At 45.5% G+C, this 19264-nt stretch carries 16 protein-coding genes, 1 tRNA gene and 2 pseudogenes; 6 read left to right on the top strand and 13 right to left on the bottom strand.

Going from position 1 to position 19264, the window contains the following annotated elements:
- Positions 1-118: 118 nt before the first annotated feature.
- Both RIG66_RS30045 and RIG66_RS30040 read right to left on the bottom strand, forming a co-directional pair.
- A pseudogene (locus RIG66_RS30045) lies at positions 119-1570 on the bottom strand (peptidoglycan-binding protein); the annotation flags it as partial.
- A 90-nt stretch (positions 1571-1660) separates the two neighbouring features.
- Positions 1661-2173, bottom strand: a pseudogene (locus RIG66_RS30040) (peptidoglycan-binding domain-containing protein); the annotation flags it as partial.
- Between the two features lie 799 nt (positions 2174-2972).
- Here RIG66_RS30040 and RIG66_RS30035 point away from each other — a divergent pair.
- The 3 genes from RIG66_RS30035 (at position 2973) to RIG66_RS30025 (ending at position 4801) form a co-directional block, all read left to right on the top strand.
- Positions 2973-3521 carry an ATP-binding protein gene (locus RIG66_RS30035; protein ID WP_446383200.1) on the top strand — a complete coding sequence of 183 codons (549 nt, stop codon included), beginning with the start codon at positions 2973-2975 and terminating at the stop codon, positions 3519-3521.
- 288 nt (positions 3522-3809) lie between these two features.
- Complete coding sequence (locus tag RIG66_RS30030; protein ID WP_446383198.1) at positions 3810-4277, top strand: phosphate-starvation-inducible PsiE family protein; 468 nt, start codon at positions 3810-3812, stop codon at positions 4275-4277.
- A 71-nt stretch (positions 4278-4348) separates the two neighbouring features.
- Entirely contained in the window at positions 4349-4801 is a 453-nt protein-coding gene (locus tag RIG66_RS30025; protein WP_446383196.1) for a nitrate reductase associated protein, read from the top strand.
- A 245-nt stretch (positions 4802-5046) separates the two neighbouring features.
- Here the strand turns inward: RIG66_RS30025 and RIG66_RS30020 are convergent, their stop codons facing one another.
- Together RIG66_RS30020 and RIG66_RS30015 are read right to left on the bottom strand one after the other, a co-directional pair.
- Complete coding sequence (locus tag RIG66_RS30020) at positions 5047-6960, bottom strand: PAS domain-containing sensor histidine kinase (protein WP_446383194.1); 1914 nt, start codon at positions 6958-6960, stop codon at positions 5047-5049.
- Positions 6961-7221: 261 nt separating this feature from the next.
- Entirely contained in the window at positions 7222-7461 is a 240-nt protein-coding gene (locus RIG66_RS30015; protein ID WP_446383192.1) for a hypothetical protein, read from the bottom strand.
- Between the two features lie 22 nt (positions 7462-7483).
- Between RIG66_RS30015 and RIG66_RS30010 the strand changes: the two genes are divergently transcribed.
- The gene (locus RIG66_RS30010) at positions 7484-7825 is read left to right on the top strand and encodes a hypothetical protein (RefSeq protein WP_446383190.1); all 342 of its coding nucleotides are present in this window, start codon (positions 7484-7486) and stop codon (positions 7823-7825) included.
- Between the two features lie 49 nt (positions 7826-7874).
- On the opposite strand, the gene RIG66_RS30005 is transcribed toward RIG66_RS30010, so the two are convergent.
- The 4 genes from RIG66_RS30005 to RIG66_RS29990 all read right to left on the bottom strand — a co-directional run bounded on the left by RIG66_RS30005 (position 7875) and on the right by RIG66_RS29990 (position 10925).
- Positions 7875-8720: a M56 family metallopeptidase gene (locus RIG66_RS30005; RefSeq protein WP_446383188.1), complete on the bottom strand. Its 846-nt coding sequence runs from the start codon at positions 8718-8720 to the stop codon at positions 7875-7877.
- The gene (locus RIG66_RS30000) at positions 8717-9139 is read right to left on the bottom strand and encodes a BlaI/MecI/CopY family transcriptional regulator (RefSeq protein ID WP_446383186.1); all 423 of its coding nucleotides are present in this window, start codon (positions 9137-9139) and stop codon (positions 8717-8719) included. Before RIG66_RS30000 ends, RIG66_RS30005 begins: the two co-directional genes overlap by 4 nt.
- A 133-nt stretch (positions 9140-9272) precedes the next feature.
- Complete coding sequence (locus RIG66_RS29995) at positions 9273-10400, bottom strand: aldo/keto reductase (protein ID WP_446383184.1); 1128 nt, start codon at positions 10398-10400, stop codon at positions 9273-9275.
- 18 nt (positions 10401-10418) lie between these two features.
- Entirely contained in the window at positions 10419-10925 is a 507-nt protein-coding gene (locus RIG66_RS29990; RefSeq protein WP_006103665.1) for a bifunctional nuclease family protein, read from the bottom strand.
- A 539-nt stretch (positions 10926-11464) separates the two neighbouring features.
- Here RIG66_RS29990 and ribE point away from each other — a divergent pair.
- The gene (ribE, locus tag RIG66_RS29985; protein WP_446383181.1) at positions 11465-12160 is read left to right on the top strand and encodes a riboflavin synthase; all 696 of its coding nucleotides are present in this window, start codon (positions 11465-11467) and stop codon (positions 12158-12160) included.
- A gap of 205 nt (positions 12161-12365) precedes the next feature.
- Here ribE and fba read toward each other — a convergent pair whose 3' ends face one another.
- The 4 genes from fba to RIG66_RS29965 form a co-directional block, all read right to left on the bottom strand.
- Positions 12366-13445 (bottom strand): class II fructose-bisphosphate aldolase, encoded by a 1080-nt coding sequence (gene fba, locus RIG66_RS29980; RefSeq protein ID WP_446383179.1) that lies wholly within the window; start codon positions 13443-13445, stop codon positions 12366-12368.
- A gap of 182 nt (positions 13446-13627) precedes the next feature.
- A tRNA-Lys gene (locus RIG66_RS29975) sits at positions 13628-13699 on the bottom strand.
- A 68-nt stretch (positions 13700-13767) separates the two neighbouring features.
- Positions 13768-14637 carry an aldose epimerase family protein gene (locus RIG66_RS29970; protein WP_446383177.1) on the bottom strand — a complete coding sequence of 290 codons (870 nt, stop codon included), beginning with the start codon at positions 14635-14637 and terminating at the stop codon, positions 13768-13770.
- Between the two features lie 358 nt (positions 14638-14995).
- Positions 14996-15211 (bottom strand): hypothetical protein, encoded by a 216-nt coding sequence (locus RIG66_RS29965; RefSeq protein WP_006103621.1) that lies wholly within the window; start codon positions 15209-15211, stop codon positions 14996-14998.
- Between the two features lie 1122 nt (positions 15212-16333).
- Here RIG66_RS29965 and RIG66_RS29960 point away from each other — a divergent pair.
- A complete protein-coding gene (locus RIG66_RS29960; RefSeq protein ID WP_006103541.1) occupies positions 16334-16645 on the top strand; it encodes a DUF6679 family protein in 312 nt (103 codons plus the stop codon).
- Positions 16646-17171: 526 nt separating this feature from the next.
- Here RIG66_RS29960 and RIG66_RS29955 read toward each other — a convergent pair.
- On the bottom strand, positions 17172-18809 hold the full coding sequence (locus RIG66_RS29955; protein WP_446383175.1) for an MBL fold metallo-hydrolase: 1638 nt from the start codon (positions 18807-18809) through the stop codon (positions 17172-17174).
- Between the last annotated feature and the right edge of the window lie 455 nt (positions 18810-19264).

Here is a 19264-nt window from a genome sequence, read left to right as displayed (position 1 = left end):
TGATAATTACTAAGTCGTCGGACAAAAGAAAACATCACGCCCACTAAGTTTTGTCAACAAGCCGCCAACCCTTACAAATGACAAATGACAAATGACAAATGACAAATGACAATCCTATTTAGTCCTGAAACACCATAATTGTCCCCGAATAACACGCCACCCAAACCTGATTCGTTTCTGGATCATACGTAATTCCAATCGGATTAGCATTGGTATTCACCGTTTGCTGAATTGACATATCACGGGTACGCACTTTACTCATGGTATTTGAGTGATAATTCACCACATACAAAAATTCGCCATCATCGGATATATCCATGCTGCGGGGGGCATTCCCAGTGACAACTTTGCGTAAAACCTTACCTGTAAATAAATCAATTTTAGCCACCGTTCCTTCCCCATTTAACGTGGCGTAGAGATACTGACCACCTGGATCAATACTTAAATGACGCGGTGAATTTCCAATATTTTTGATCCAGTCGAGTGAGAAATCATTTAAATCGACAACCGCAATATCATAAGACCCCATCACCGCCACATACGCTTTTTGGGATGCCGCATCAACCGCAATCCCACGGGGATAGCGACCCAATTTAATCCGCCGCACTTCCTGATTTTGCTGAATATCGACAACGCTTAAATCCCAACTACACCAATTACTGACTAGGGCAAACCGATTATCCGGGCTAGTGGCGACAAATTTAGGCACAGACCCGACTTCAATCACTTGGTCAATCGCTAAACTATCGGTACTGATGCGATACAAAAAACTATTGTCTGTTTTTTGCGAGGGGCTACATTTGTCACTCCCTGGATTATTAAATCCTGAACCATACATTTGGTAATTAGACACCCAGGCATATTTTCCATTATCGGAAAAAGCGGCTTCTACAGGAGATCCTTTATAGGTTCCGTTCCCCTTGGAATGCCCATATTTCTGCAAATTCACCGCATCGGCAATCGTTTTGACCAAATTATACTGGCGGTCATACACCGTAATCGTATGACTGTACATCATATTCTGGGCAAAAAATAAACCCCGACCTGAATGCACAATAGATTTAGGGGAAATTTTGCCAGAAATGGTTTGTTTTAGCGTCATCTGGCTGGACTGACGTTGCTCATCGTTCTTTTTTTTTTCGCTGTCTTCGTCAATAAAGCTGTCCTGATTAAAGGGACTATTGTCGGAATTTTCTGTCGGTGTAGCGAACGAATCTTGATTCAAAGGAATCGGGTCGTAATTTTCCTCCGGTTTGATGAATGAGTCCTGAGTAAAGGTACTCTCGTCAGCGTTTTCCTCTGATGTAGATTGATTTAACTCCGAAGTCGAAGACTCAATTGGGGATTCTGTTGTCGTAGCAGAGGGCAATTCTAATGTCGCTTTGGTGTTAGCACCCACCATCCCATCTACGGTTAATCCCTTGGCTTTTTGATATTGAATTACGGCATTTTCGGTGAGGTTGCCATAGTATCCCGTGATTGGTCCGTCATAATACCCCTGTGCTTGTAAGGTTCTCTGTAGCGCCGTGACATCTGAATTGCGACTCCCTCGCTTGAGAACTAAACCAGGATTCGCGAATCCCATTCTATCCTCTGTCGCTTCCGTTGAGGGGGCAGTTTGTGAGGCGGATGACACTGGAGTCGATTCTAATGCCGCACGGGTTTTAGGTCCAGCAATCCCATCTACGGTTAATCCCTGGGCTTGTTGCAGTTGAATCACGGCGTCTTGAGTCGTTGAACCATAGTACCCGGTAATCGGTCCATTAAAATAGCCAGCCACTTGTAAATTTCGCTGGAGAGAGGTGACTTGAGAATTGCGATCGCCCCGTTGGAGAATAAAATTGGGTCGGGCAGATATTAAAGGTTTCTCCGGTTCTGGTATAGGTGACTCAAACTCTAGAGGTGTATCAAGACTCGCATCCGTTGCTGCGGTGGCGTCAGACTCTAATGTGGCGGTAGTATTCGCCCCAACGATACCATCCGGGCTAAGTCCGTTTGCTTGTTGAAATTGGATAACAGCAGCTTCGGTTAATGGTCCATAGTACCCGGTAATCGGTCCATTAAAGTACCCCTCAGCTTGCAGCGTTTTCTGAAGAGTCGTCACCTCAGCCCCACTATTTCCTTTCCGCAACGCTAAAACGGGACTAGCTAGGCTAACAATGAACAGCGCCATGCTTAAGAAGATAAAGGGAATCCAAGCCGCACTCAGGGGCTTTTTCCGGTCGAGTTCGGGGATGAATAAGCTGGAACTGGCGGGGGACTTGGGTTCGGAGGTTGCCAATGCTTCATCAGTGACCGCCACATGAAGGGAGGCAGGGTTTTCCATTGTTCTCTATTTTCTTAGCACATTCTCCGTTATGCTATACCATGCGCCGTAGCTCGGCAAAGAAAAGTTTAAAAATCTCTACCCCAGCTTACCCGCTTTATCGCAACCGACAGATTAAGTAGGTTGGTAGAAATCAGCCCAATAGTATTAAGTTTTGTAACTATACCTCAAACTCTTACTGTTCCCTGTGTCCTCATGGTCAACTTGAGTTGAGTCCAATGACTTACTAGGCGCGATCGCATTGATCATTTAGAATGTATAAAGGTGATTACGCTACCTTTCCCCTAGAGGTTACTGCTGCATCATACCAACCGCCTGCAAACATCTCTAAACCAAACAGGCAAGGCGGTCAAGGGAAATTTTAGTGGGTCTGTTACTTCTACCCTCCAGTCCTGAGTCCAAAACCTAGTCTGGATAATCGTTTCAGTCATCGATGCGGCTGAAAATTTTTCATAGAGATAAAGTAACGAATTTGATTGCATTAACCGTATTAGTGTGATTCAAGTTACATTTAGGGAGTGCAATCAATTACCCAGACCAACAGAAATTATCACGTTACGGTCAATCTACCTATCACAATGCACTACCTTAAAATCGTGGATACTAAAAATTAGTTTCTTTCCATGAGGGGACTTTTCTTATGCAAATGCAAATGCCAAATACCCTAGAGCAACTCCCTGAAGGCGGAATGGGCATTAAAATTATTTCCCAGATAGCCGATGAGATCAGATACATTCGTACCCGAGACCATAAAAATTGTTTGTTCATCAGCAAAGCCTATGACCAAGAACCTGTTAAAAGACTACCGAAATGCCACCAAAAGAATTTATTTGCTCGGTTAATTTGTTTCTGCCAACGTCTGATTTTGAGGTTGGTCAATTCCTATCGCAGAAACCGGGCGAAGTCTCGTTATCGAAACCTGAGGCTTACCGTCAATAGCGACCTAAATTCTGTAGAGCAAATTTTAGAATGGTATGGACAGCTTCAGCATTTACCCATTCCCCAACAGGTTTGGCAGTTAGGTCAAATCGCCCTGGTTGAGGCGTTTACAAATGTTGTTCGTCACGCCCACAAAGGCTTATCCCAATCGACTCCCGTTGACTTGGAAATCACGGTATACAATCATCGTTTAGACATGAAAATTTGGGACTATGGACAGCCTTTTGATTTAGAATCCAAGTTGAAAGAAGTTTAGCCACAAAATGATTGCTCATTTAGAGTTCCCTAGTCTCTGGGTTTTAAAACATTGTTTCTTTAGGAATCATCAAGAGTCAACAGACGACTGATAAACCGAGTTAGGCTAAAGAATTGCCGATGTAATCCCGCCGGGTGAGTTTAACCTATAAGCCTCATCTGGCAACTGGACTTCCCCCATCTCCATCACTGCTGTCCCCATCTCCAGTTTCTGAGGAGATAAGTAGAATCATCTTGTACTTCCTCATCAATGATAGTATCGTTGTGTTAGGGTGACTCCTAGAGAAAAATGCAGCGATTGAAAAAATTACTCCTTCTATTCAAAAATTCTTGTGGGGACAGTGCATTTCTGGGTGCGATTGAACAGGTTGAGGGCATTGTCTCCAAGATTTTGTCTGTAGTGATGATTGCTGTCATCTTGGTGGCAATGTTCGATCTGATTATCGTTCTCTCTCAACAATTGCTGGTTGAACCTTTCGGTTTCTTTAATGAAAGCTTGTTTGAAATTTTTGGGCTATTTTTAAATGTTCTGATTGCCCTGGAAATTCTGGAAAATATTACGGCTTATCTGCGGAAGCATGTTGTTCAAGTTGAACTGGTTATCGTCACCTCCCTAATTGCCGTTGCCCGTAAAATTATCATTCTCAACCTTGACAAAACCGGAGGACTTGAAATTATTGGTTTAGCCCTGGCGATTCTCTCTCTCTCCATCAGTTACTGGATTATCCGCCGCACTACAGCAAAAAAACCTCATTGAAGAATTTGTCTTATGTCATATCATGTCAGCTTAAACAGTGACCATCTCCTTACATAATTGTGATTTAAACTATGACTCATTTCTTCCAATTTGAGCAAGATTTCGTCGATTCCTTACGCTGCATCCCTATGCAGGTACGAATGAAATTAGACACCTGTGGCGTTAAACTTAAATTAGCCCACTGGCATCAATTTACCCAGCAAGAACGCCAAACGTTAGTGGAAATGCCCACAACCACAGCCCAAGAAAGCCAAGCGTATCGGCAGTACTTACAAGACTTGGTGACGAACTATACAGATCAATCTGCCTCGGAACTGCCTATCGATCCTAATCCAGCCTGGATGGATGCGACGATAATTCCTGAGGATGTTCAAACGAAAGCCCAAGAAGTTGGCGTTTCCCTCATGCCTGAACAGTGGGAAGCCCTAACTCCCACCCAGCGCTTTGCCCTAATTAAACTGACGCGCCCTAGTCATGAAAACCGAAACTTTTTGCCTGCACTCAAAGAATTTAAGATTATGTAATTGTCATTCGTCATTCGTTATACCAAATCCGGGGAACGCTACCCCCGTTATAACCCAGTCCGCGTAGGCGGACTTAGTTTGTGTAGCAGCGATTTCAATCGCCTCCTCTTGCTTGTCATATCATGTCCGGTCAAACACCCCTGAATAAAACACTTGAAACCTTGGTTTTTACCGCATTGCAATTATGGGCAATCGTCAGGACATGATATCATTCGTCATTCGTCATTTGTTCATGGATAATTCCCTTAGTTCATTGCCATGCGATTTAAGGAATTAGAAATTGACGATTGAGATGATCGAACATTTGAATCTACCTGCTTTTGATAGACCTTTGAACAACAGTACTGCTCTAGATTAGGTTCAATAGGGATTTCAATCACAAACTCTGTTCCCTGACCTGGTGACGAAAAGCACTTGAGATGTCCACCATGCTTTTCCACCACGATCTGATAACTAATAGATAAGCCTAATCCCGTACCCTTGCCAACAGGTTTGGTCGTAAAGAAGGGGTCAAATAGTCGCTGCTTAACAGAATCGGGAATACCCACGCCATTATCGGCAATCCGAATAGCAATCCAGTTTTCGTTGATCACCTGCGTACCAACCTCAATCATGGGGTTGTTGGATGAAGTCCTCTCGCCCAATGCGCCTTTCTCTACCCCTTCTTCTAAGGCATCCAGTGCGTTACACAGAATATTCATGAACACTTGGTTCAATTGTCCTGCATAGCACTCGATCAAGGGTAAGTCACCATAGTTTTTGACAACGCTAATTGCGCTTTGCCTTGCTTTGCCTTTGATGCGACTTTGCAGAATCAACAGGGTATTATTAATGCCTTCATGAATATCCACCGAGGTTTTCTCGGCACGATCCAAATGGGAGAAGTTCCGCAGCGATCGCACGATTTGATAGATCCGATCTGCCCCCACTTTCATCGAATGCAGTAATTTGGGCAAATCTGTGGTAATGAAATTGAGATCGATGAGTTCGATATGCTCTTGAACGTTAGCTGAGGGTTGGGGACTGGATTCCTGATAAAGTTCAAGTAACTCTAATATATCCTGAAAGTATTGCTCGGCGTAATTCAGGTTCCCATAGATAAAGTTAACCGGGTTGTTAATTTCGTGAGCCACCCCAGCCACTAATTGCCCTAAACTCGACATTTTTTCGGAGTGGACGAGTTGAGCTTGAGTATGTTTGAGCTTTTGCAGGGCGTCTTGCAATTGCTGAGTCTGTTGTTCCAACTGGGCTTGCGATCGCCGCAGTTGATGTTCGACTTGCTTACGTTCCTTAATTTCCCGTCTGAGTCGCTGATTAACTTGTACCAGTTCAGCCGTGCGTTCGGTAACCCGTCGTTCTAAGTCATCATGAGCATTTTGTAGGGCTTCTTGTGCCAGTTTGCGTTCAGTGATATCGCGGACTACCTTGGTAAACCCGCGCAATCGCTCTTTCTTGTCGTACAGCGCTGTAATCACTGCATTTGCCCAAAACTTTGATCCATCCTGGCGAACTCGGTAACTTTCGTCCTCAAATCGACCATTTTCTGCTGCAATTTTTAGGGCTTGCTCCAGTTTACCTGCCTGAACATCTTCGGGTAAGTAAAATCGAGACACAGATTCGCCGAGAATCTCGTCTTCTCGATACCCATTAATCCGTTCAGCCCCTTGATTCCAACTGATGACCCGTCCCTCTGGGTCTAGCATATAAATGGCATAGTCTTTAACATTTTCCACCAGACAGCGAAAGCGTTCTTCACTATCTCGTAGGGCTTCCTTAGATTGCTTGCATTCAGTTTGATCGCGCACTACGGCGTAAATCAATTGATTTTCGGGGTGGATGGAAGCATTCCACAACAGTGATTTGTATGATCCATCGGCACAACGACAGCGATTTCTAAACCGGATTGATGCTGTCGGATTATGGGTAAGGGTTTCTAGCTTTGCGATCGTTAATCGTTGATCGTGTGGATGAATCAAATCCAGCCAAGGTTGCGCTAAAAGTTCCTGATTAGTAAAGCCTAGTATTTCCTCCCATCGGGGATTAAGTTGCTGGAAATGATCATCTTTCCCCAACACGCACAGCATATCCAACGAGAGCGTGAAAAAAGGATCGGAAGCCTGACTCCCGGTGCTTGGGGTTGGCGGTAAGAAATTTAGCATTTTATAGCTGGGGCTTTATTATTGGAACTCCTCATCTCTGTTTCTATTTTTTCTGGAGATCAGGAGTTGTAGATGCGGATTCCCCGGTTATTCGTTCGTCTCCTTAAGGTTAAGTTTAAGGGAGGTTAGACCTAGCGATTCGCTTTAACGATTGGAATTTCTATTCGATATGATTAGTTTTTTCTATAAATCAACCAGAGCCGTGGGTTAAGGACACACATCGGTCATTGGCGTCAACTTAACGGTTAACTGGGTGGTTGTTTAGGCGATCGCGTTTAGGTAGATACCTGTATTGAGCTTTGTTACACCTATGGCTTGGCACACCAGGATAATTGTAGCATAGCTGACATCTTTCTTCACAACTGGGATAAGTAGGTCGGCGGAAAGCTGGGGAAGCAATGTTCTAGACGTGATACCAGAAGCATCTGGAAGCTGAGGAAGCTCAGTTTGACAGCCTGTCTTTTGACAAGGGTTTGCCGCTTTGCCAGAATCAAGAGCCAAATATTATCAGCTTCAGTGTCTCATGTCCAAAATATCTTCTCACCACCACAAGCCTCAAGTTTTTGCCATCGGAATTGCTCCACTGGGAATCGTATCTATTGGTGTAGTCCCCATGGGAGTAATTTCAATTGGCTTTGTTCCCATGGGAGTGTTCTCCCTAGGTTCTGTAGCCATGGGAGTCTTCTCGGCTGGGCTAGTTTCTATGGGAACAATAGCTGTTGGTTTTCAAACGATGGGCTTAGTGAGTATTGGTTCAATGGGTATGGGGAATATTCGTATTCCTATCGGCGCTGAAGAATCCCTCTCTCATCCCGACAACCATTCTCTTCCCACGCCAAACCAACCCGATCATGATTCTCACTAAGTTGTCATTTGTCATTTGTCATTTGTCATTTGCTCTAAAAAACTGAAAATCATCGGTGAAACGGTATTAAAAATAGCGGCAAACATGAGAATAAACACCAAATAAATAAGTATAGATGAGTCGGGTTAGGTAAATGGATGTCAGCTAAAAGCGCTTCTATCCGTTCCTCAAGACGATTTTTAGGTGCAGTACAGCTAAAAGCCGCACAGACACTTTCAGAATGCATCAGCGGTGTGCTTACAACCGTCAATAGAGATTCCGCTAACAGTAAAAAATCAACCCGTTGTGCTGCCCATTGATCGGCTCTGATTTCTCGTAACAGTAATAGTTCTTGCCATAGCGCTTCTGTATTAGTTAATCCATAAGAAAATCGTCGCATCCAGCCTAACCAAAAGAACCAAAATGTATCCCGATAATGAAAATGTCCGTCTTCATGGGTGAGAACCGCTTGCAAATGATCAGCATCCAGCGTCTCTAATAAGCCTTGACTCACCACCAGTTCCGGTTGCCAAAATCCGACTTGAGCGCTAAAAACTAAGGGTGTGTCGAGAAGGCGGATTGCTCTACCATGAAGGGTTTGCTGAGGATAGGTGCGAACCTGTTGCCGAGAACGCCATCCGGCAAACGCTAGTTTCAACCCTGAAACTCCCACAAATCCTAAGAAAGTGCCAGCTAACCCATAACTGAACCACCCCTCCCATCGCCAAACCATTTGCCCTTGGGGTCCCATGCAGACGATAGAGATTGCTGTCATCATCAGTAGCAGTGGTGGAAATAAGAACTTGGTTAAGGCATTTTGCCAGCGCTGCTGATAACTACCCTCGTTTCCTGACCAACTGGTTCGGGTTAACCAAGCCACGGCTAAAGCGCTCAGAATTAGGATTAGATGAATCATTTTTTTTCCTCCCTCGCTTCGCGGATGGCTTGTAAGCGTTGGGCGATCGCGTCGAGTTGTTCTAGACTAGCTTGGTCGAGACTATCGGCAAAGGCGGCGATGATATCAGGATTTCCTACCGCCAGGAATCGCTTCAATTGATCATGGGCTTGCAGCATCCGCGCCTGTTCCTGCGAGAGCAAGGGTTGCCAACGAAATGCCCGATCTTGGCGATCGCACGTTAGCCAGCCTTTTTGGGTGAGGCGACGCAATACTGTGGTTACGGAAGCATAGGCTAACTCTCGGTCTGGATCAGCTAAGATTCGTTCGTGGACATCTTTGGTGGTAGCCGAACCAAGTTGCCAAATAATCTCTAAGATTTCTGCCTCTAATGGACCAAGGGAGAGTTGTTTGGGGCGGTAACTGGGCATGGGAACCATAGAGATGCAATTAAAATCAGGGAATTGGATACCCAGTTTACCCGAATTTGACTTTAAACGCTGATTTGATATTGGCTGGGATACACTTATCGCGGCTCAAACAGCTAATCGGCTAAATTGGGATGCCCCCAATTTATTCCCACAGCCGACGCCGAGGAGATCCATTGAGACGTTGATGAGTATCAGCTAGCAAACCAGGAATATCCAGTTGTTCCGGACAACGGGGTAAGCAGTCACCACAGCTTGTACACCGATTCCCTTTCACCCCAGCAAACCAGTGACCCGCATTTTCAAACATGCCATAGCGGTATGTCCCGTAATCTGTCATATCATAAGCTACAGCCAAATTCCGCAGCCTTAATACCTCTGGAATATTAATCATTTCCGGACAGGGTAAACATTGGTAACATTGGCTACAGCGATCCGTTCCTAAAGCGGTCTCAGCTTGGGTTTCTAACCGAGAAAATACCTCAATTTCTTGGGGAGTCAGGGAGTTATCTCGATCCGCAACGGTTAACGGTGCGTCCAATTCCTGTGGATTAGCGGGTCCTACACTCAGGGTGGTAATTCGGCGATCGCTCAATAAAAAACGATAGTTCAACTCCAGTGGTGAGAAGGGATAGCAGAGTTCAACCAGTTTCGCTGGGGGAGTGTACAATCGTCCACCCTTATCCGCCGGAGATATGATAAACACCCCCATATCCTTCTGATGCGCTAATTCTACGGCTGGAGCATGACGCTGAAAGACGTAGTAATAATGTAGGTTGATAAATTCAAATAAATTGGTCTGGATTGCCGCTAATATGACCTCTAGGGGAGCATGAGTGGAAAAGCCAAGGTGTCTAATCCGACCCTCTGCTAAGGCGTCTTGTATCGCCTGCATACACCCTCTAGGGGACTCCACCCAGGTCAGATGTTCCCAGGTGTTGATCCCATGAATGGCTAAGCAATCCAGATAGTCAAGCTGTAGACGCTCTAAGGATTCATCAATCCACTGATCCATGACCTGAGGATCAGGCGTTGGCGGTAGCTTGGTGGTAATCGTGAGTTGGTCTCGGGGTACGGGTAATTTTTTGAGGATATTCCCCAAATACGGCTCACTCTTACCATAACTACGGGCGGTTTCTAGGTGATTAATCCCATTCGCGATCGCGTGCTGTATGGTTTCATCAGCATCGGACTCACCTGCCAAGCAGCGCATGGTTCCCAGGGAAAACACGGATAGCCACAGATTGGTTTTCCCAAACCGTCGATAATGCATTTCTCATCTTTGTATCATTTAAGCTTCACCGCCCGTTTTAAATCCTTTATGCTGGGAAAAGTCTTCCGGTCGGATGCTCGATACAAACTCTCGGAAAGCCTGTCGTTCCTCTTCATCCGCATCTCGATCAACGGGTATTGATGCATCAGCGATAACTTCTTCCATCACCCAGATTGGACTATCTGTGCGAAGCGCGATCGAGATCGCATCACTGGGTCTAGCATCAATTTCTTTTTTGGCTTCACCCTGACGAACGCAGAGGATCGCATAGAAGGTATTATCTTGGAGGGAGTGGATAATAATCCGCTCCAACTTCATCTCCCATGTTTCCATGAGACCCACAAATAGATCATGTGTCAGAGGGCGGGGAGCTTTTTGGCGTTCCAAAGCGCTGATAATTGCTTTTGCCTGATCTTGTCCAATGTAAATCGGCAGAGCGCGTCGCTCTAGTGAGTCTTTCAGCAGCACGATTGGGCTACGGGTGACAGCATCTAATGCAATTCCAGCAACTTTCATTTCAATCATTAGCTTAGCCTCTAGAATACAGTCGGCGTCGAGGGCATCAAAGCGAAGCAGTCAAGCCACATTGGATGGATTAAAACTAGAACAAGTATACTAGCTTTATCTTACTTCACCGATTAACCCCAAAATCAGTCCTCTATCATTGAATTGGGCAGAGATCAAAAAGATTATCTTCTCCAAGTATGCCCCAGTCTCAGGACGTTTGTTTCGGGACTTTATGAAAAAAACACATAACCGTTTATCCTTGTCCCCAATAGCTCTCTAGTGGTTAACCTCCCTCGCTTTGGTGAACTGTCACCTCCTTGCTTTGTCTCCTAACCTTAAGATAGACTCGTTTTGATAAGTGATGAAGTCGGTGTTTCAAGGGTTGATATTGCCAACTCTGGCTTGATGTATACGCGGTATTTGGATAGTCCCCATCGCTAAACACGAATGAGTTCAGAAGAGTTCCTCAGTTTGACTTCCCCTTCACTACCCCTACAATCATTTTATCACGGAGCCTCTATAATCAGTGTTCCCAGACCAGTTACTTTGATAACAGCGTGTTCACAGGATTAATTCAAGCACTAGGAACCTTGCAACCGCTAGGCGGCGATCGCTTTCAGTTGTCTTGTCTTCCTGACAAGGCAGCCGTGATTCTACACAATCTTGCCATTGGTGATAGTGTAGCCGTCGATGGAATATGCTTGACTGTTGAAGAAGTTTTGTCCCAAGGTTTTGTGGCAACAGCTTCAGATGAAACCTTGAGCCGTACTACTCTGGGGCAACGACATCAGGCAGCCACTTATGTGAATTTGGAAACATCGATACGAGTAGGCAGTAAACTAGGGGGACATTTTGTCACGGGTCACATTGATGGGATTGGTTCTCTTCAGGATTCTGTAAAAACCTCAAATTCCTGGATCTTATGTTTTACTGCACCAGCATCCTTACAAACGTCATGGCAGCGTCACATTGCTCGGTTTCTGGTGCCAAAGGGAAGTATTGCCGTCAATGGCGTCAGTTTAACCATTGCTGAGTGTGATCCGCAGGGGAGTTGGTTTAAGGTAGCAGTTATTCCCCACAGTTATGCTCAAACCAATTTGAGTTATTTGCAGCCAGGAAGCTGGGTGAACTTAGAAAGCGATATTTTAGGCAAGTATGTTGAGAGATTGTTAGGGTATCAAGTTCCCAGCGCGAATTCTTTACCCACGAATGATATTTCTCCTGAATTCCTCGCTGAGCATGGGTATTTGTGAATTAGAATATTTTTACTGTTCCTTATTCCCTGTGACACACCGAGCGTGTTACCGAGCGGAGTCGAGGTAAGCGTTCGACTGAACTTCGACAGGCTCAGGGGTCCGCGCTCACGCCGAAGTCCGAGGTGTTCCCTGTTCCCTAACCCAAAAATCCCCCGTCGTGTTAACGGGGGATTAGCTCAAATGGGTATTACGCGGTTAACAATTAAGCAGTTACGGTCTGCTTCGTAACAGCCGCTAACTCGCCCTTAGCATACTTAGCCGCAAACTCATCCAATGTCATTTGCTTAATCTTGCTCGCATTACCCGCCGTACCGAATTGCTGATAACGATCCGAGCAAACCTGCTTCATGTACTTAATAGAAGGCTTCATGAAATGGCGCGGGTCAAAGTTTTTGGGATCTTTGGCAGCCGCTTCACGGATTGCTGCGGTGATCGCCAAACGATTGTCGGTATCAATGTTCACCTTACGAACACCGCTCTTAATGCCCTTTTGAATCTCTTCTACAGGCACACCGTAAGTTTCTGGAATTGCACCACCATATTGGTTGATCATATCCAGCCACTCTTGGGGTACAGAGGAGGAACCGTGCATCACCAAATGGGTATTAGGTAGACGGTTATGAATTTCCTCAATCCGGCTGATGGCAAGGATTTCACCCGTGGGCTTACGAGTAAACTTGTAAGCACCGTGGCTCGTGCCAATGGCTACGGCTAAAGCATCAACTTGGGTGCGCTCAACAAACTCAACGGCTTGATCCGGGTCAGTCAACAATTGTTCGCGGGACAGCTTACCTTCTGCACCGTGACCATCTTCCTTGTCACCCATGCCCGTTTCCAAAGAACCGAGACAACCCAGTTCCCCTTCAACGCTGACACCGACAGAGTGAGCAACTTTTACCACTTCAGCCGTGACATTTACGTTGTACTCAAAGCTAGCTGGAGTTTTGGCATCTTCTTCCAGCGAACCGTCCATCATCACACTGGTGAAACCATTGCGGATAGCCGAGTAGCAAGTAGCTGGACCATTCCCATGGTCTTGGTGCATAGAAATGGGGATATGGGGGTAAGTTTCCACTGCTGCCGTGATCAAGTGGCGCAGGAAGTTCTCACCTGCATATTTGCGAGCGCCGCGAGAGGCTTGTAGAATCACGGGGCTATCAGCTTCATCAGCAGCCTGCATAATTGCCAGAATCTGCTCCATGTTGTTAACGTTATAGGCTGGAATGCCATAGCCATTCTCTGCCGCATGATCTAAAAGCAGCCGCATGGGTACGAGCGCCATAAAAAAGTCCTCCTAACTTTAGGTGTTTTGTCAGCTAGTCGTTTCTAGAAACTTAATTCTTAGAATAATCTTAAGATATTTTTCAGTTTATAGGAAATTATCTCGTCAAGATTCTAAAATTAGTCTTCTTTATCAACTCCATAGTGCCTGACTATAAAGAAAAATAAATAAATATGACAAAATGGGTCGCCTGGGATTCGAACCCAAGACCAATCGGTTAAAAGCCGAGTGCTCTACCGCTGAGCTAGCGACCCAAAGTCATGCGCGTTTTCAAGCGCCGTTTCCTACAATAGCAGAAATCACCAAAAATGTAGAGGGTTTTTCAAAAAAAAGTGACGTTGAGTTGTACGGAAGTCTCCAAACTCTCTCCAGGAGCCAACTTGGTGAGATCCTCTCCCGTATTTAATGCGTTACGGGGAGCGCTCCAGGGTTCCAAACAGTAATAGTCTTTGCCTTTAACCGTCCAGAAGACGAGAGTTGAGTAGAGTTCATCATAGCTCAGGGTTAGTTTCAACCGTCGTTGCTGATCCGTCACCGTTGCCGATTGATCGGTGATTGGACGAAAGGCGACATCAATTTCATCCTCACTCCAATCAAAGCCGCCCGTGAAGGGGGAAACTTGTCCGGTTAGCTGATCCTGATACTCCGCCGCCGGAATCTCGAACTGGAGTTGGGTTTTATCTGAAGTTAAGAAATACGGATGCAGTCCTGTGGAAAAGGGCATCACCTCTGACGACTGATTGGTATAGTGCTGGAAAATCGTCAAGGTATTGCCCTGAAGTTGGTACGTGAAGGTGAGTTGCCAGTCGAAGGGATATACAGCGCGAGTTTGGTCGTTACTATTGAGGACTAGGGTTAGGCTAACCAAATCATTCGTCACTCGTTCTGTGACCTGCCAGGGTAAATCGCGGGCGAAACCATGCTGTTTGAGTTGATAGGGTTTGCCCTGATGGGTGTAGGTATTGTCCGGTAAGTTGCCGCAGATGGGAAATAGAATCGGGATACCCCCCCGCACACTCAAGGTCGGGTCTCGAAACCGTTCGGCATCGAAGTAGAGGATGTCCTGACCTTGAACACTCCAGTGAGAAATCAGACCGCCGCGTTCGGGAACGACTTCCAACCGAGACTGAGAGTCTTGGGCAGTGAGGATATAGGTTGAGTATTGCTCCTGTTTGAGCGCGATCGCAAACATCTGTCTGTTGATTTCCTTAATAATTGAGCGGCTGGAGTTAGCGGCACGACTAACTTTAACAAACTCTTCTCAAAAAAACGGTGCTAATTTTACAAATTCTTAACAAAAAGCCTTTAGGATAGTACATAAGCAATTCTTGTAATTTGAGGGTTCAGGGGTGCCTACAGGCAGTAAGTTGGTTATAGAGTGACACACATCACTCTAAATTGCGTTGAGAATCACACCAAGCAACTGACACTTATCAAGGTCTTTAACAGGAAGATCGTCGATAGTGTTAGGAGTACCCCCTATGATTACAAATGCTTGGCTACCATGATTCTTCGCACTCTTGTCCAATCGGCTCTTAAAACCGGCTGCCTCAGCGTTGCTTCTGAGGGGCTAATTCGCCAAATTCTGGAAATAAAAGGGTATCAAACATCAGACCTTGAGGCTTTGACTGTGCTTTATGAGGCGGTGAAGTCGGGTCAAATAGAGCGGGAGGCTCATAATACTCGTTTTCTGTCATTTCCGGATCTGCACAGGCAAAGTGCTTTAACAGGCGTGTAAATCCCCCAGCTTCAACTGGGATCAGCATAGAGTGATCAGTAACCAAGGATCTACAGCAGGTTTTGCCTCACGTTTCAGGGAAAAATTTGAAATCGGCTGGGCTGGAAGCCAATCAAGGGAGTCGTCGGTTAGCAAAAATCTGGATTTAAGTACCGCGAAATGGAATAGCGTTAGCTGACTTGTCCGGCGATTCATCTCACGGCGTAGTTTTTTCATTGAGTCAGTTAACGGAGTGAGGCTCAATTCCTCTATAAGTCACCAGTTTAATTCCTTTCAAGTGTGATTTGTCAAGCAACAAAAGGTTGGCAAGTCGGCGGTGAAAGTAAACCCTTAACTTGATTGTGCGAGAAGTCTCCCGCCATAATCTACGATTTGGCGGCGAGATGAATCGCGCCTTGTGACCAAACTTGTTTTTATAAAGTTAGGCTTAAGAGACTTTACTATCAATTATCTTGATATGTTAGAGTAAAAGGAATAGGCTAGAACTCTAGCCGCAAACCGCAAAAACCAAGCGGCAAAAACAATATTCTGCCTTGGAAGGGCGGCTGCGCGGGTTCTCCCTGAGAGGAGATAAAGGTTGGATTCCAACCAGAGACGCTGAGTAAGACCAATATGCTTTCGGGTATAGCGGCTTCGGTGAATGAGACGCGAAGCCTACACCATAGCGTTAGCTTGGTGTAGGTAGTTCACACACCTACGTAGTACCTATCAGCCAGGATGTATAACCTGGATTAAAGTGCGCTAGTCTCAATGGCGAAATACACGGTTTTCTTTCCTTTGTGTGGCTTTTTACCAATGCCAATCCCTCAAATATCAGTTATTTGCTCACAGGTGAAATTGCTCTCCATCTTTACCTTGAGCCGAATTATAGCCAATGTTGTCCCAATTCCGTTTAAAATCTTAAGGTTTTTTCGGTCTAGTGAAAAACATCCTGAATTGATGATTAAAATTCCGGTGAAATGCCAGCTAAACTTTTAAGCATTGACCGAGAAGTAGAACAATAGTAGGGATATCGTCGTTAACGAGGGAAAACTGAGTCACCTTATCCGAAGTTAAGCTTGGATAAAAACTGTCCCTGAATTATCCTAAAGACCGGGGCGACTTGCTCCCAGACGTATTGGAAAAGTTATCTGCTTAGGAGAAGCCAAATATGCTACACCGCAAGATTTATCAACTGTGTTGCGATGGTCGTGAGGTCTGTATTTTCTTGCGGGATCAGCAACGTTGGATTGAACGCGCTCATATTGTTGATATTGAAGGGGATTTAGTCACCATTCGCTACGAAACTGACGAAGAAGACGAAATTTGCTCCTGGGAGGAAATGGTTCGCTTAGAAAGCATCGGTTCAGTTACTCAAAAACTGGCTTCTGTGACACGAGGAAATTTTGACCCGCTCGTGTCTGACGATTGTCCAGAAGCGGAACAAATTCACCCGCGCTTCCCTGAATCGAATCAAGAGTAAAAAATTAGGCGTCATTGGTCATTGGTCATTGGTCATTCATTGGTCCTTTGTTTACCCCCCGCTCCTCTGCTCCTCTAGAAGGGCGTATTTAATCTAGGGGCGGGTTTTACTACTATCATTCAGGGTTGCACCCAGATATGAATAAACCCGTCCCGACAAAGTTGTCACCATAAGTTATAGCGCTAGGCAATAGACAATAGGCAATAGTGAAGAAAAAAGCTTACTAATCAAGGGATTGAGCGATTTGGATTTTTCTTAATTTGTCCTAACCCTAATGCGTAGTGCTATATCTGTAAAACCCGTCCCTACAGGAGGATATTTTCTAACTAGGGTTTGCTGCAAAACTCCAAAACCCTTATCTATCAGGGCTTTGAGTAGCATGGATATTGGATCATCTTCAAGGACATAAGGTAAAACCCTTTCATACCCTTGCACCGCTATCAGGGAAAATGTATCATTGCTCCCCCAGCTCCCCCAGCTTCCCCTGCTCCCTACCCCATCACAAGACTTATTCAGCAAACCCTAACTAAGTTTCTGGGGGAGGTGCGATCGGCTCAAACACTGGACAATATCCTTCCGGTGTCACTTTAAAGGAGTAGAGGGGAGAGGCAGAATTCCAGCAGCGCTGACCCCGTTGATGACGGCAGTTGGCACAACACTCAATATTAGCAGGCATTTTCACCGAACTGCTCTGATTAAGCAGTTCCCGTTGAGACAAACCCCGTAATACCAATTCCTCTCCTTGCCAACGAGCTTCTACTAAACCTGTATCCGCAAAATCTTGCCAGCGCGGGTCAGCCGCAATTGCCTCTGGTAACGTGATAGTAACCACCGTACCTAACTCGGTTAGCTCTCCTTCGTAATTAGTTTCTGGTGGTGGTGCTGGCTGTATAAATGTCTCTCCAATTGGCAATTCGATCAGAGTTCCTGATGATGGGGTATGGAGATGGTAGCGATTTTGTAACTCTTCCAATCCAGTTAAGTCAGCCAGATACGTGGGAGAGCCATGAACAAAAATAATATGTTGAGGACGAAGATTATGGATTAACTGAGTGGTTCCTAAACAATCACTATGCTCGGTTAACAGATAAGTTTCTATATCCGTACTACCCAAGTCATGGGTTGGAGGCGGATATCTCAGGCGTTCGGGTTGCAGCACTGTCCAAGATGTGGGGTTAGCATGACAGTAAACCCTCAAGTCAGCCGTTTCGTCAGTCAGAACAATGCTGGTGTTTTGAGCGATCGCACTTCTTTGCTGCTCATCTAAGCGACGCACACGCGGTTTCACCCGTTCATCCCAAAACAAGGGTTGATGGCGAGCAAAGTTTTGTACCGATGGTGGGAGATGAGGTAGGAGTTCTAAGTAGGCATCGCATCCCTTGGCAACCGTACCATCCACCCAAATATCCAGATCGCGTCCAGTAAACTGGTGATGACTCCGTAGCAGCATCAAGATTTCCTGACCCAAACCCAAGGTGGGTACTGGTAGCAAAATAGAGCGATTCTCCGCCAGTGCTTGATCAATCCGTTCGACGAGTTGATTCTCTTGTTGCCGTCGATGGGGATGTCGCGCCGTCCCATAACTTCCTTCAATAATCAAGACATCTAGGTTTGTACCTCGTAAGGCTTCAATTGACAACCCTTCAACCAACCGCGAATTTGAGATAAAGAAGTCACCCGTATACAGGAGTCGATACGTGCGATTTGGACTTGTATAGGTTAATAAAAATGCAGCAGCTCCCGGTAGATGTCCTGCGGGAAACAATTGCACGCTTAATCCTTCTCGGAATTCAATTGGCGATCGCCAAGGAAGCGCTTGACAGAATCCGGGAATCTCTTTTGGAGGTAAATGCGTCCAGTTCAGGGGTAATAGTTGAGTTGTGACTTCACTGGCGTAAATTGGTAATTGCGGAAATGCTTGGTGTAGTGCTAGCAACCCTTTGGCATGATCGCTATGGGCGTGGCTACATAAAACCACATCCGCCGGCAAATTAGCTTGAGCTTTTAGCGGCGAAATGTCTTCTAACCCACAATCGATTAGGATGCGGTGGGGTCCCATTTGCACCAGCAAACAAACTCCCTCTGCACCATGACCAACACCATAGGCAAAACAGGCTAATTGATCATCCTCTGCTGAGGATGTCACTGGGCGTTGATTGCTCATGAACTTTGAGAAGATGGTTCTGCGCTTTGCCAGTTGCTTGACAACCAACTCACTTGAAGAACCCTATACATCGACAATGCTTATAAACCTGATTCCTTGGTATTTTCAGCCTTGCTTTTGTGGTTAACTTCCTGTAATAACCTGATTCTATCAACGACTGTATTGACGGTATACCAGTAATATCATGTCCGGTCAAACACCCTAAATAAAAACGCCTGAAACCCTTGTTATTACGGCATTGCAATTATGGGCAATCGTCAGGACATGATATAACATGCTATTGCTCAATTAACAGGTAGCCAATATCTAGGCTAGCTTATCCCAGCTTAGTGGGCTGAACCGTTGCCGTGATAGTTGTCTGAATCATAGAACCCGTTCTTCGTGCCAAAAATGAGAGCGGATACGGTAAAAAGAATGGTTAAGACCACTAAAATCAGTTTGATATCCATATACCC

The organism is Coleofasciculus sp. E2-BRE-01 (assembly GCF_040221695.1).
GTDB lineage: Bacteria > Cyanobacteriota > Cyanobacteriia > Cyanobacteriales > Coleofasciculaceae > Coleofasciculus.
This window is presented reverse-complemented; position numbering and strand designations above follow the sequence as displayed.

What these genes read in the sequence shown, in the direction of transcription:
- RIG66_RS29955 (WP_446383175.1), bottom strand. Translation starts at nt 18,809, where the DNA reads ATGAGCAATCAACGCCCAGTGACATCCTCAGCAGAGGATGATCAATTA.
- fba (WP_446383179.1), bottom strand. Translation starts at nt 13,445, where the DNA reads ATGGCGCTCGTACCCATGCGGCTGCTTTTAGATCATGCGGCAGAGAAT.
- RIG66_RS30020 (WP_446383194.1), bottom strand. Translation starts at nt 6,960, where the DNA reads ATGCTAAATTTCTTACCGCCAACCCCAAGCACCGGGAGTCAGGCTTCC.
- RIG66_RS29970 (WP_446383177.1), bottom strand. Translation starts at nt 14,637, where the DNA reads ATGTTTGCGATCGCGCTCAAACAGGAGCAATACTCAACCTATATCCTC.
- RIG66_RS30010 (WP_446383190.1), top strand. Translation starts at nt 7,484, where the DNA reads ATGTCCAAAATATCTTCTCACCACCACAAGCCTCAAGTTTTTGCCATC.
- RIG66_RS29990 (WP_006103665.1), bottom strand. Translation starts at nt 10,925, where the DNA reads ATGATTGAAATGAAAGTTGCTGGAATTGCATTAGATGCTGTCACCCGT.
- RIG66_RS30035 (WP_446383200.1), top strand. Translation starts at nt 2,973, where the DNA reads ATGCAAATGCCAAATACCCTAGAGCAACTCCCTGAAGGCGGAATGGGC.
- RIG66_RS30025 (WP_446383196.1), top strand. Translation starts at nt 4,349, where the DNA reads ATGACTCATTTCTTCCAATTTGAGCAAGATTTCGTCGATTCCTTACGC.
- RIG66_RS30005 (WP_446383188.1), bottom strand. Translation starts at nt 8,720, where the DNA reads ATGATTCATCTAATCCTAATTCTGAGCGCTTTAGCCGTGGCTTGGTTA.
- RIG66_RS30000 (WP_446383186.1), bottom strand. Translation starts at nt 9,139, where the DNA reads ATGGTTCCCATGCCCAGTTACCGCCCCAAACAACTCTCCCTTGGTCCA.
- RIG66_RS30030 (WP_446383198.1), top strand. Translation starts at nt 3,810, where the DNA reads ATGCAGCGATTGAAAAAATTACTCCTTCTATTCAAAAATTCTTGTGGG.
- RIG66_RS29960 (WP_006103541.1), top strand. Translation starts at nt 16,334, where the DNA reads ATGCTACACCGCAAGATTTATCAACTGTGTTGCGATGGTCGTGAGGTC.
- RIG66_RS29995 (WP_446383184.1), bottom strand. Translation starts at nt 10,400, where the DNA reads ATGCATTATCGACGGTTTGGGAAAACCAATCTGTGGCTATCCGTGTTT.
- RIG66_RS29965 (WP_006103621.1), bottom strand. Translation starts at nt 15,211, where the DNA reads ATGCTGATCCCAGTTGAAGCTGGGGGATTTACACGCCTGTTAAAGCAC.